This is a genomic window from Geosporobacter subterraneus DSM 17957 (genome assembly GCF_900142145.1).
Classification (GTDB): domain Bacteria; phylum Bacillota; class Clostridia; order Peptostreptococcales; family Thermotaleaceae; genus Geosporobacter; species Geosporobacter subterraneus.
Genome location: NZ_FQZV01000010.1, coordinates 1 through 13,111 on the forward strand (window position 1 = coordinate 1; position 13,111 = coordinate 13,111).

Consider the following 13,111-nt stretch of genomic DNA (forward strand, 5'->3'; position numbering starts at 1 on the left):
TCCATCATTTTTTGGACATTCTTTGCACTTTCTTGCACTTTTTTGTTTCACATTCGTCTTTTTTGAACGTATTATGTAACTAGGGAACAGAATTTAGACAATATTCACGGTGCGAATGATTTTATGTTTTTATGTTTGCTAACCATTCGCACTAAACAATAAGTGTACCCTCAACGTCAAATGACTGCTTTGCGCCTATATGGTCAACCTTGTTTTTATAGTTGTTCCCTAAATAATAAAATCTTAAGCTATCTTTGTCTTTATCGATAATTTGTTCAAGCTTATGCTTTACCTCACGGCACTTTGCTGCATCTAATACACACTCAAATACTGAATTTTGTACCCGCTGACCATAATTGACGCATAGTTTTGCTACTTTACGCAAACGTTTTTTCCCAAGTGCTGTCTCGGTATTTACATCGTAGGTTATTAGTACCAACATTTTTTTCACCTACTTCCACATAAACGGCGGATATGCATCCAAATCACCTCGAATATATCTAGCTAACAGCAATGCTTGAGCATGGGGAACAAGGCCCCATTGTAGTTTGTCCTGCAAAAATGGGTGTGTGATTATCTCTTGTTTTCTACTTTGCCAAGCCTTTAATATAACTTTTCTTGTATCGTCATTCATAACAACCGTACCATTTTCCTTCTGCATAAATCCGCTTGAGTTTACCTCTTTTTTATTGATTAATGATATTACAAACCGATCTGCATAGACAGAGCGCAGCTCCTCCATCATATCTAGGGCAAGAGAAGCTCTCCCTGGTCTATCCCGATGCAAAAAACCTACATAAGGATCCAGTCCAACAGTTTCCAATGCCGCCGTAAAATCATGGGCTAAGAGCGTATATACAAAGGATAACATTGCATTCACATTATCCAGCGGAGGTCGTTTATTGCGATAGTGAAAGAAAAAGGAGTCTTTTTGCTGTAAAATCAAGTCATCAAATACACTAAAATACTGTGATGCGGCCTCTCCTTCGTACCCCCTGAGTTGTTCTAAATTCTCACTTTCGTCAACTAATTTCAATGTTCTAAAAAGGGCTTGAGAAACTTCTTTTAGCTTATCAACATCTAGTCTCATTGCATAATCACGGGTTGCACGCTCAATTACCCAACGGGTATTATAAATTTTCCCCAAGATAAAATTCTTAGCAATCTTATTACTCTCCTTTGTGCTGTCTGATAACTTATATTGAGTCTTTCTAAGAACAACATTCCCCCTAACTTCACCGACTACCCTTGCCAAAAACTTACCGCTTTGCTTCATAAAAGTTAATGCAATATTCCTTTTTGCACATGCCCCCATCAATGCCGGACTTGCACCTGTATACCCAAATGCAACAATACCCTCGAGATTATGCAGTGGAATTCTTGAAACTTCTATGTCTTCTTTCAAAATTACAATATTTTCTCCATCCAAAGACAAATATGTATTCGGCGAAGTAACATAGAGTGTATTTAGTAACTTTCTCATCCATCTACCTCCATAAGATTCTTCCTAATATAATAAGTAGCGGAGGGATTTTTGCATAACTTTGGCATACAAATCTCAGCCAGTGAACATGCTTTACAGGCTTTAGATATTTTAACTTTAGGTGTATGTTTCTTGTCATATAGTTCATGCATTTCTCTAACTATTGCTCTTACTCTCTCACGCAGTTCATCATCAAGTATAATTTTTAGCCTGCGTTTCGTCTCTCCATAGAATAAAAATGCTTCCGGGATCTTGCATAATAGCATTTCCTCAAGACACATCGCCTGCGCACATAGCTGCAGTACGTCGGACTCGTCCTCCTTTGGCTTACCCTTTTTATACTCTATTGGTACAGGCTTATAGGTTCCTTCTCTCCCGAATATGCTTATCCCATCTGGTGCCCTATGAAACTCAACAACATCACAAGCTCCTGTTAAACCTAATGAACGGGAAAAAATCCCCATACCACGTGATATGATCAAATCTCCTCGCTTTTCTTTTATGCTATTATCATGTGTTTTCTCATGAAAGATGTGGCCTTCAACGGTGCGAAGGTTTTCTTGCCACTGCTGTTCAATATGGATTAATGCCCATTGACGTTTGCAAAAGGAAAAATGCTGTATCCCTGACAATAGTAAAAAATCTTCTTCTTTATATTCCATCATATCATCCTAATGCATTGTACTTCTTTTGGAATTTTTTCAATATCCACACTTACTGTATAGTCTGCATACTTTCTAGCTGGCTTTGTTTCATCATTACGTTTTATGGTTACGGTATCAAACAGCTTATAGGCTTGGGTATTGCCAAATTCGCTTATATGTTTAAATACAATTAATTCTCTGACACTCATTTTTCCTCTTGCAGCAGAATGATCATGTTCAAACATATTTATAATAGCTTCCCATAGAAGCTCTAAATCCTTCTCTGAAAACTTGGTAACCGTTTTTGCTAGGTTAGCGGAGATATATCCTTCTGCTCTGTATAAAGCATAGGGGATGATATGTTTTCTACCCATTTCATTGTCCTTCTTTTCAAAGTCTTTTTCCGTCGTTACTGCGACTCTTGTAATCGTTATTTCTTGTTGGACTATAGGATCTACACTTCTTGCAAACCCAATTTGAACAGGACCTCGAACTTGTCCACAATTTAATTTTGCCTTTACAAAGGTTGTCATCACAGCCCCAAAGGTTCTAATATCAAAGAAATTCTCGCACATAAAATCCCTAATTTTACTATCTTTCTCGCCTTTGCTCTTTTGTGCTTCTTCTTCTGTGATTCCTAATTCTTTATAAGCCAACTTATCACTGGTGTTTAAAGGTACTCCATCCTTTATATATATCTTATAGCCTTCACTGTCCGCTTTCACTGTTTCAACATAATTTCTTATTTTTCTTTTCAAACATACATCTGTTACAATGCCATAGCCTGTTTCAGCATCTATTCGAGGCATATTTCCTGCATCGGGATCCCCATTGGGGTTACCATTCTCTACATCAAACAAAATAACAAATTCGTACCTATTTTTGATAATTTCACTCATAATTAGTTCTCCTCACTTTTTTTATTATTTTTTTGATAAAATGCATTTCTTTGATGATAATAGCCCAGAATAAACACACCTTGTTCTTCAAGCGATAAATTTGACGGGAAAGGATGATTATTAATATCCAACTTTTCCAGTATATCTGCTATTTTTCTATCACTGACATAACCATATTCTGCTTTTGAAATATAATGTTGGGATAGTCTTAGCAAAACTGGAAAAACTGAAGCTGGCGTTGCACAGGCTGATGTAAAATACCTGTCTTTAATCGTTGCGTTTATTCCTGGATTTGCATCATGCTGTGCTTTTTCTAAAACTGCAAATAATCGCCCTAAGATGTAGGCCCTATTTGGGCTTTGCTCATTGAGTGACATTGTTAATACCTCCTTAAATTTATTGGTATTTCTTAATAAATAGGCTTTTATAATAGCTGCCTTATAGTAATTAATTTCCTTTTCCGCCTTTATTCTGATTAAAATGGCATTATACAAGCTAGCAGGATAAGGAGAGCCTGTAATAATTGCCTTTAATGTAGCACCTGCCATCAATGGTGAAGCTGCTTTATCATTGGACTTTGGAGATACCGTTTCATTTAACAATCTCCATATTGAAATAGCATCGGCGTCCGTAGCATACTGCTTTTCCATTCTAAGATCCTGATAGTGCATTGCGATTTTCCTTATGAGACTGCCAAAGGAATTTGAAGTAAAAAACCTTACTGCTAATCTTGCCGAATTTGGCGATAGGGCTAATATATGAAAATTAGTTTTTTCATCGAAAACATCAGATAAATCATCAATAGGTTTACCCTGGGCTATTTTTTCAAAAACAGATCTTACTTCTCTCGCAGCAACTTCATCTTTCACCATCCTTTCATCATTGTTTACCATTCCTCCATTCATATATAGAGACATAAAATCCTGATAAATTTTCTTGGGGCTCTCTGCCCAAAATACGATGGTTGCATCCCCTAGATACATTTTGTGAGAACCATCAGCTAACAGATAATTTAAAACTGTAGTATAAGCGAAGGTAGCATACTCGCTAACAGGAGAATTCAAACCCTGTTCTTTATATCGACCATAGGACTCATATGCTCTGTCATTAAATGATACAATTGAACCTCCCACAGATTGTGCTCCTTTGACACCCTTAATACTTGGATGTAATCTTGCTATGGTTTCCTCTTTACCGGTTACTAGGCACTGCATAACATTTGTATTTTCTGAGCTACTCTTGTGCTTCTCCCAAATTTGTCTAATTTCTTTGTTTTGATGAACAAATTCTCCTCCGTCCATTTTAAAAACCAAATTTGCACCAGACAATATTTCATCTAGATACTCTTGTAAAGCAGGATGCTCCAACCCTTGATCGATATCCCAATTGTTCACAAAGCTAATGACAGCTTTTGCCGCAGCATTGTTTATATTTTGCAAAATATTGATATGCAGCTCCTTAAATGCTTTAAAGCACTCCTTTGATCTTTCAGGCTTTCCTTTATTGTCTATGCCAAACATATAGCTTGAATTTTCACATAGAAAATTAGATTTTATCCCGACCGATTTTTTTTCTTGTTCTGGAACTTCCATACTTTGCGGGACTTCTACCAACTTTTTACCCTTCTGAACATTGATTTTCAATGGAATAATATTTAGCAATTCCCCATCTGCAGATAAATTGACTGCATAGGAGACATTGGCCTTACCATAACCTAATCTGGGTATATCACTATCTGCATCACTTGCTAAAATCTCATAATAATTGACCAAAGACTGTAAAATCATCTAAACACCTCACAATCAGATAAATCAATAACACCATCGCGCATAATAGCCCTGAAAAACGTTGGTTTGATATCCTCTAGATTCGTAAAATCTATATCATAGAGCATATATCCTAAATCTCTTTCTCCTGTCAGACCGGATTTTGGAAAATCCCCCTCTACCAGCCTAAAGTTAGCCGGAAACTCTCTACATCCGAAGTAAGGATTATGATAACACTGGCCATTTCTCATCTTTCTAAGAGCGATGTTATAATGTTTTTCAACCGTATCTGTTTCTCCTGCCTTATCTGTCAGCTCGAAATGTGCTTGTATGATGTATCGAACATTTTTAAGCACCATAGATGCTCTTTGCTGCCTATCAGCATTTGTATTTATGTATAAGGGTTTTGCACTACCCTTCATAACAGAATCCACTATACTAGCAGATATTTTTGAACTTACTTCGTTTCTTCGGATATTTGTAAATTCAATTGGATTGTAAACATGAATCCTATCTATATGCCAAGAAATGGCAGGCTTCCAATAGATTGCTTCGATAATTCCTCGTGCTGCAGATGGTGTTAGTACGTCATAGCTCACCCGTTCGACTTTCATTTCTGGTCGGGTAAAAAGACCATAGGCCCCCCAAACCTCAAGTGCTATACCATATCCCATTTTTATCACTCCTCTTCTCGTTTTTTATACAAAAATTCCTATGCCTGTTTCCACAGTAAATTCAAGACCGGTTTTCTCGCTATACATATTTATGTCCTTTAATACATAAATCCCTTCTTTTATAACATCAATCATATTTGCTCCTGACATTTTTTCAAATTCATTTTCGTAAACATTCACTGTATAGGGTTGTATGGCTCTTAATATACTCTTATACTCACCAATAAAGCGAAGCTTATTTACTAATTCCATTGAGTTTTTATCAAGTTCAATGATCACAGGTACCGTATTTTCCTCAATTAATTTGAATTGTTCTGCTACCTGCTTGAAGTTGAAATTAAAATTGCAACCCTCTGCACCTTTCTCCATTTTCTCAAATATATTCTTTATGTCTAATCCTTGCTCACCTTCAAACACATATAATTCATCAAAATATGTCTTTATTGCTTCTGGACTAAGTATATCTTCAAACCTTTCCATAATAGTCTTAGCCACAGCAATAGGCCGTTTAATCGTACTTGGCATATTTTTTGTATAAGTGCTTTCAGGTTCAAATAGGTATACTATACCTGTTTCTAAATTTCTCTCTCGATTACATCTACCGCCAGCTTGAACGATGGAATCAATTCCAGCCATAGCCCTATATACAATAGGAAAATCAACATCCACCCCTGCCTCAATTAGTTGGGTAGACACAACCTTGCAGGGCAATTTATCCTCGAGTCTTTGTTTTATTTCTGCTAGTACGTCCTTTCTATGTTTAGGACACATCCTTGTTGATAGATGAAATATTCCCTCACCCTTTATCTTTGCGAATATCTCTTTTGCATGTTTTTTGTTATTTACAATACAAAGCACCTGGTTACAGTTGTTTAGTTCTTCCGATACTTGATCCACTTCCATTTTTCCCCTATTAACCACTTTAATTCGTTTAAAGAAATGATATAATTCTTCTGTATTGTCACATATTTCACTTATTGATATTTCCTTTGGAAATCTATCCTTTAGGGATGGCTGAGTAGCACTGCATAATATACAAGTGGCTTCGTAGTTCTTTACCAGTTCTGAAATTGAAGCAATACAAGGGGTTAAATACTGTGTAGGAATCATTTGTGCTTCATCAAAAATAATCACACTATTTGCCAGGTTATGGAGCTTCCTGCATTTTGAAGATCTATTTCCAAATAAGGATTCAAAAAATTGAACATTTGTAGTCACAACAATAGGGATATCCCAATTTTCTGAAGCCAATTTAAGTTTATAGTCTGTTGAGTATTCATCATCCTTAAAATCAAAGTTTGAGTGATGCTCTAACACATTTTCAAATCCCAATATATCTTTGAAAGTCTTTCCTGTTTGTTCTATTATGCTGGTATATGGGATTACATAAATAATCCTATCCATACCATGCTCAAGCACATGACCCATCGCAAATGCAAGTGATGAAAGCGTCTTTCCCCCACCAGTGGGTACTGTAAGCGTATATAAACCCTTTTTTTGCTTTGATTTTTCGATACAGTTTTCTAAAATCTCAGCTCTTTTTTTATTGATTTCTCGCTCCTTATTATGAAATTTCCCAATATGTGTATTTAATTTATTGTTAAATAGCCTAAAATCATATTTAATACTTCTGTCCACTTGTCCACCATTTATAAATTCTTCCGTATCTAAAAAATCAGCGTCTACTAGGCAGGAGTATATCATTCTTATAAAAAAAGCAATGGAAAATCCGCCTTTGTTCAAGGGCTTAATATTTGGCATGTTCACAGGCAAAATATCATCTAAGTTTATCTCTTTTTCAAAATCAGAATAGACCGGAAGCTGTTTTGTTCTTTTTAACCGACCATTTAAGGTTACTTCTACAGCCGTATCACTCCTATGTCCACCATCTGGTAATCCTCCATGATGCCCTGCTATGCAGTACGCCAGCAATTTACCGAATAACTCAACCTTTCTATCAATTTCGATTGCGCCAGCTGTGGAGTGATCCACTCTATCATCTAAATTGTTTTTAATTTTGTTTTGGAATTCCCTAGAATACTTCCCGAGATCATGAAGTAGTCCACATATATGGGCATAATCTCCATTATTAAAGCTATCCCCATATTGTCTTGCTTTAGCAGCAGTTTTCTCTAGATGCTCTTTTAGACTTTGAACCTCTGAATCAATCTCTCGTGTATGTGCTATGTACATAGAAATTCCTCTCCTCAATTCCAATTATGTAATATTTTACCTTATTCGTCATCATTTCCTATATTTCCTGTTTGATTTTAGATTTTTAAAAATATTTTTAAAACAACAAAAACCCTCTGAATTCTCGCTCAATCCAGAGGGTTTTACTCTTTATTATACTTTAAATCGACCCGATGACTTTTGCAGATCTTGGGATAATCTTGTTAAATCCTGACTGGCTGCTGCTATTTCCTGCATTGCCGCAGTTTGTTCTTCTGCTGCGGCCGATACATTTTGGATTTCTTCCGATACCGCTTTGCTTTTCAACTGAACCACACCGGTGGATGAAGCAATACGCTGACTTCCTTGAGCAACTTCATGAATAAATTCTGTGATCTTGGTGATCTGGGCATTCATGGTATTGATAAAACCAATAATCTCATTGAAGGCTTGACCTGCCTGATTTACCGTCTCTGTACCGGTTTTTACAATCCTGCTGTCTTCACTTACTAAACGGTTTGTTTCATCAATTTTCTGCTGAATTTCTTGAATCAAATCATTAATCTGCATCGTGGATTCTTTGGAACTTTCGGCAAGCTTTCTGATTTCATCGGCTACAACAGCAAACCCTTTTCCGGCTTCTCCCGCCCGGGCTGCCTCAATGGATGCATTGAGGGCCAGCAGATTTGTCTGTTCTGCAATGGATTGGATTGTTTTGAGTATTTCATCCATTTTAGCTGAGCTCTTATTGATCTCTTCCAAAGACTGATTTGTCCTCTCACTGCTTTTTTGAAGATCTTCCATGCTTAATATGGCACTTTTCACTTCTTTTTCGCCTAATAAAGCACTTTCATTTGTTCGTTGGCTTAAGCGGTTAATTCCCTCAGCATTCTCCGAAATCTCTTGTATATTGGCTGCCATCTGCCGGATCGCCGATGCGGCACCTAATACTTCCGCTAATTGTTCTTCCGCACTTTTCGCCACTTCTAACGAAGATGCCGCAACACTTTCCGATCCCTCGGCTGACTGTTGCGCAATAGTAGACAGCACTGCTGCAGAATTTGCCACTTGTCCTGCCATGTGTTGTGAAGAACGGATTAATTCTTTTAAGTTGCCGATGGTACCTAACAAGGCATTTCCCAGCTTTTCTTCTGGTGTACTAACAGCCTGCATATCAATAGCTGCACCGAAAACACCCATAAACTCTTCTTGACGGTAATAGGGTATCGCAATGATGATTGCCAGTTTGTCAGTTGTTTTGGAAATGACCATATCCGAGATTTGCGGCTTACCCGTCTTTTTTGCATTTGCAAAATATTCTCGATCTCCATTATTCATTAGGTTTTTCCCTAAGGAATTATAGATCTGTTGTCCTGATTTGTCGGTGATAAAAAATACAGCGATCTCCTTATATCTTGAGAGCATGCTCCGCTGCTTTTCATCAATCACTTGCATGTTGTAACCGCTTTGATAATATGTATTGACTAGTTGTATCATATGATTTTCAATTTTTGTTAAATTCCTCTTGGTACTGGCTCCAATGGAAATATCTAAACGCAGGTTTCCCTTTGCCATTTCCTCAATGGCATTTACTAAAGTCTCAGTAGTTTTGAGATTCTTTGTTTTTGTATATAGGTCAAATAGAAATAAGAAAAAGATATACAGGAGAAAAAAGACAGGCATTCGATTTGTATCAAGGTTCTTGACAAATAACAGGATAACAAAAGGAATCCAGTAAATCGAGTACTTTGCAAATACAAATAAAGCTTTCATCACAGCAGCCTCCATCCCTTGATTTGATTAATTTCCATGGTTCATTACTGGAAAACTATCAAAGTTTTTTTACGATAATTAAATATCAATTCGATATCTGCAAGGAATTTCCTTCTAGCGAAAACCATATTTTGTTTAGAATATTTATTGATTTCTTCGCTGAAGTATTCCACATAAAAACAGAGGCCAGACCTAAGTCCAACCTCTGTTTTTATCTAAATATCTTATCTTTATATTTCTCTAACATCCCAATCAGAGGATATCCCAATCCGTAGCATGCAATCAACTGTCCCAGCGTCACCCAGCCCATGGCTGCCAGCAATGGTACCTGATACAAATAATTTAGGATAAACCCTACTACAATACCGTTTACAACAATCGGCGGGATGGGCACCATCCACTTCTCCGGCATCTTATAGGACAAAAATGCGGCCAATAGGGTTGCCAGACTGCCAAATACGATGTCTATCGGTCCTCCACCCCCATAGATATTGGCTACGATACAGCCTACAAATAATCCAGGTATAGCTGCCGGTGTAAAGTACGGCAAGATGGTCAAGGCTTCTGATACCCGAACCTGAATCTCCCCATAGCTGATGGGCGCAAAGGCAATAGTGATCACGGCGTATATCGCCCCGATTAGTGCAGCCTGCACCAAAAATACTGTTTTTTTCATTTTTTCAACCTCCATAGTTTTGTTTTAAGTCAGGATGGTCTCGAACTGACTAGACTATAAATATAGCACAATTCTGTCACAATGAAAAGTTTTTTTCAATGGTTTACAGGATATAGAAAATAATGATCCTTCCATATGTTATACTATATCCATAAAATGCTCCGGGAAGCAGGGATGAATATGGAATTAATCTTTATGCCGGCGATTATCAATAGCTTCTTTATCTTCAACCTTGTATATCTGTTTAAAAAAGGCTTTCACAAAACCCAGAAGCTTATATTTATTCTTCTGCTGATGACTGCTTTGATTTTTTTCACTGCTACCTTGGACGCCCTATCTGTCATAGGTCATTGGATCGGCGTTTATGAGCTTCCTTCTGAAATTGGCCAGATCACCCATATTTATTACAATAAAGTCCCTGGAAAATCCAGCAGTCTTGTGATAAATTACAATAAAATCTACGAGTTTGATTATAGACTGGTGAAGAATCGTGAGTTTTATCAAAATAGAAGTTATCAGGTCATATATACTCCGATAAATAAGGTGGTCTATCGCATTATTGATTTAGATCGTCCTATCTTCTGATCAATGGTCACAAAAAAACCCTCTTTCCTATCTATCCTAGAGGGCTGTTATCGTTATATGATTTATTTTCTTTCTTCCGGTGTGCTGCTGGTAGCGCCGGCTGTATTGATTTGGCTTTCTGTTCCTGCGATAGCCCCTGATTTTAGGGGTGCTCCGGGAAGCTTCAGCTCCCAAATATCTTCCACCGCCCCAGGTTCAGCAAATCGGTTTTCTAAGAATATGTCTGTTTCTTTTTTTGCTTTCTTCACGAATCCATCACCTCATACATAGTCTTTGAAGATATAAGGTGAGGTATACAGCTGTACTAAAAATAAATATCGGAAAACTCTATGTTAATCCGCTCGATCTGATTGCTCCAGCCACTTTCCTCCAGGGATTCATCCTGGCTTTCTTCCTCATGCCTTATAGGTAGTTTTACAGTAAATATACTGCCTTTTCCATATTCGCTCTTTACACCGACACTTCCCCCGTGCATTTCTACCAGCGCTTTCACAATAGAGAGGCCAATACCGCTTCCTTCTTGATTTCTGGATAAGGATTTATCTACCTGTCTAAATCTTTCAAATATGATTTCCTGCTTGTCCTGAGAAATGCCAATACCGGTATCTCTGACGGCAAGGACAATGCATCCTTCCACTTGGTCTTCGCTGAGAGATACATCAATTTTACCGCCCTTGTCTGTAAATTTAATGGCGTTGGATATGAGATTCAGCAGTATGCGTTCAATATGGTCTGCATCACAGGACATTCTTTTTTCCGGGATGCTTATATGACATTCAATGTCTATGCCTTTAAGCCCTGCATAATCCTGTACAGAATTTGTGATATTCCGTACTATTGTCACCATATCCTCTTTTTTCAGCTTCATTTGCATATAGCCGCAGTCAATCTTTGTTATGTCGATCAAATTATTGACTAAGCGAATTAACCGATAACTGTTTTGTTTAATCATTTTTATATTTCTCGGAGTGTTTTCCAGTAGAAGTTCTTTGTCTTTATCAAGATAAAACTCTTGGAGCTGAACCGCACCCAATATTACATTTAAGGGTGTTTTAAGCTCATGAGATATATTTGCAAAGAATTCACTCTTAAGCTTGTCATACTCTACCGCTTCGATCAGTCTGCGATTGCTTTCGTCTACTTCATATTTCAGCTTGTCCAGCTTTTTTCTATCAGTAATATCTCTAGCAATAAATAAATAACTCATTTTTTCTTCATAATAGATATAGGTGCCTGTCACCTCAACATCAACAAGGGAACCATCCAGTCGTATGAATTTTTCTTCCATGGGCGGCACATTCCGTCGTTCCTTCTTCATCAGATTGATACTGTTCATACAGAAGGCATAATAATCAGGATGAACAAATTCCCAACTGGCCTTTCCTATTAGTTCATCTGTTTTTTTAGCACCTAGCAACTCTGCGGCAGCCTTATTGACCAACAATATTTTTTCCTCATCTACAACAAAGAGAGCTTCCGGACAAAATTTAAACAGCTTTCGATATCTCAACTCACTTTGCCTGAACCACTCTTCTATCTTTTTTCGCTGGGAAATATCCCGTATAATCCATAGTATATATTGCTGATCATAAACCGCAAAATTTTTAAATCTTATTTCTACAGGTATATGCCGTCCTGACTTTGCACTAAGATAGGTTTCCAGCAGTATTTCCTCTGAACTGTAGCCATCTGACATCAACTCACACACAATTTCTTTTACTTTGCTACTGTCGCAGCAAATATTGGAGAAATCAGTTTTCATCAGTTCTTCTCTCGTATACCCCAACATCTTATATACCTGATCGTTCATTTCAATAAACTCAAAACTGCTGTTATTTGTAGTCTGATGCAAAATAATCCCGCTGCTTGACTGTTGGAAAAGTTCTCTATATTTTTTCTCATTTACTTGCAATTTCTGATCTTTATCTTTATGCTCAGTAATGTCGCAGCTAGCTCCTATATAGCCTTGAAACTTTCCTTCACTATTTAGTACAGGTTGTGCCCTATCAAGCATCCAACGGTATTGTCCCTGGGGATCTCTTAATCTGTACTCTCTGGTAAATGGAATCTGGAACCGGGCCGCATCCTGGTAGATACGTTTAAAGTTTGTCCAATCCTCAGGATGTATGACTTCTTTCCATTTACCACTTAAAACATTGTCTTTCTCTAATCCTACAAGGTCCAGCCAGTTTTTGTTGCAAAATACCACTTTCCCATGGAAATCTGATTGCCATAAAAGTAAAGGTACTTGATCCATTATCTGTTGTAAAAAAGCAAGTTCCTGTTTCAAATAATCCTCTTTTTGCTGTTGCATTATAAGACTTTCTTCCAGTTTTAAAACATGCTGTCTTAAAGCTTCATTTTCTGCCATAAGCGATGCCATGGTTCTTTCTGTTTCCCACATTGCCAATACCCCCAAAACCTATTACTGTTTTTCAT

General features: G+C 37.3%; 12 protein-coding genes. 1 reads left to right on the forward strand and 11 read right to left on the reverse strand.

The features are described from left to right. Positions 1-151: 151 nt before the first annotated feature. The 9 genes from cas2 to BUB56_RS04335 all read right to left on the reverse strand — a co-directional run bounded on the left by cas2 (position 152) and on the right by BUB56_RS04335 (position 10,087). The gene (gene cas2, locus BUB56_RS04295) at positions 152-442 is read right to left on the reverse strand and encodes a CRISPR-associated endonuclease Cas2 (RefSeq protein WP_110940220.1); all 291 of its coding nucleotides are present in this window, start codon (positions 440-442) and stop codon (positions 152-154) included. A gap of 9 nt (positions 443-451) precedes the next feature. Continuing rightward, on the reverse strand, positions 452-1,483 hold the full coding sequence (cas1c, locus tag BUB56_RS04300; RefSeq protein ID WP_110940142.1) for a type I-C CRISPR-associated endonuclease Cas1c: 1,032 nt from the start codon (positions 1,481-1,483) through the stop codon (positions 452-454). Next, the gene (cas4, locus tag BUB56_RS04305) at positions 1,480-2,145 is read right to left on the reverse strand and encodes a CRISPR-associated protein Cas4 (RefSeq protein ID WP_110940143.1); all 666 of its coding nucleotides are present in this window, start codon (positions 2,143-2,145) and stop codon (positions 1,480-1,482) included. Before cas4 ends, cas1c begins: the two co-directional genes overlap by 4 nt. Beyond that, positions 2,145-3,026: a type I-C CRISPR-associated protein Cas7/Csd2 gene (gene cas7c, locus BUB56_RS04310; protein WP_110940144.1), complete on the reverse strand. Its 882-nt coding sequence runs from the start codon at positions 3,024-3,026 to the stop codon at positions 2,145-2,147. The genes cas4 and cas7c overlap by 1 nt, the downstream gene beginning before the upstream one ends. Positions 3,027-3,028: 2 nt before the next feature. Beyond that, entirely contained in the window at positions 3,029-4,813 is a 1,785-nt protein-coding gene (cas8c, locus tag BUB56_RS04315; RefSeq protein ID WP_110940145.1) for a type I-C CRISPR-associated protein Cas8c/Csd1, read from the reverse strand. Next, a complete protein-coding gene (gene cas5c, locus BUB56_RS04320) occupies positions 4,810-5,466 on the reverse strand; it encodes a type I-C CRISPR-associated protein Cas5c (protein WP_110940146.1) in 657 nt (218 codons plus the stop codon). Before cas5c ends, cas8c begins: the two co-directional genes overlap by 4 nt. A 24-nt stretch (positions 5,467-5,490) precedes the next feature. Beyond that, the gene (gene cas3 / locus BUB56_RS04325) at positions 5,491-7,659 is read right to left on the reverse strand and encodes a CRISPR-associated helicase Cas3' (RefSeq protein ID WP_110940147.1); all 2,169 of its coding nucleotides are present in this window, start codon (positions 7,657-7,659) and stop codon (positions 5,491-5,493) included. Positions 7,660-7,812: 153 nt separating this feature from the next. After that, positions 7,813-9,411 carry a methyl-accepting chemotaxis protein gene (locus tag BUB56_RS04330; RefSeq protein WP_190014191.1) on the reverse strand — a complete coding sequence of 533 codons (1,599 nt, stop codon included), beginning with the start codon at positions 9,409-9,411 and terminating at the stop codon, positions 7,813-7,815. A gap of 211 nt (positions 9,412-9,622) precedes the next feature. Beyond that, entirely contained in the window at positions 9,623-10,087 is a 465-nt protein-coding gene (locus tag BUB56_RS04335; protein ID WP_110940149.1) for a QueT transporter family protein, read from the reverse strand. A gap of 180 nt (positions 10,088-10,267) precedes the next feature. Here BUB56_RS04335 and BUB56_RS04340 point away from each other — a divergent pair, with 180 nt between their 5' ends. Next, on the forward strand, positions 10,268-10,672 hold the full coding sequence (locus BUB56_RS04340) for a hypothetical protein (RefSeq protein ID WP_110940150.1): 405 nt from the start codon (positions 10,268-10,270) through the stop codon (positions 10,670-10,672). Between the two features lie 62 nt (positions 10,673-10,734). Here the strand turns inward: BUB56_RS04340 and BUB56_RS04345 are convergent, their stop codons facing one another. Both BUB56_RS04345 and BUB56_RS04350 read right to left on the reverse strand, forming a co-directional pair. After that, positions 10,735-10,920, reverse strand: coding sequence for a hypothetical protein (locus BUB56_RS04345; RefSeq protein WP_110940151.1), 186 nt, complete (start codon positions 10,918-10,920; stop codon positions 10,735-10,737). Between the two features lie 56 nt (positions 10,921-10,976). Further along, positions 10,977-13,076 (reverse strand): PAS domain-containing sensor histidine kinase, encoded by a 2,100-nt coding sequence (locus BUB56_RS04350; RefSeq protein ID WP_110940152.1) that lies wholly within the window; start codon positions 13,074-13,076, stop codon positions 10,977-10,979. Positions 13,077-13,111 lie beyond the last annotated feature (35 nt).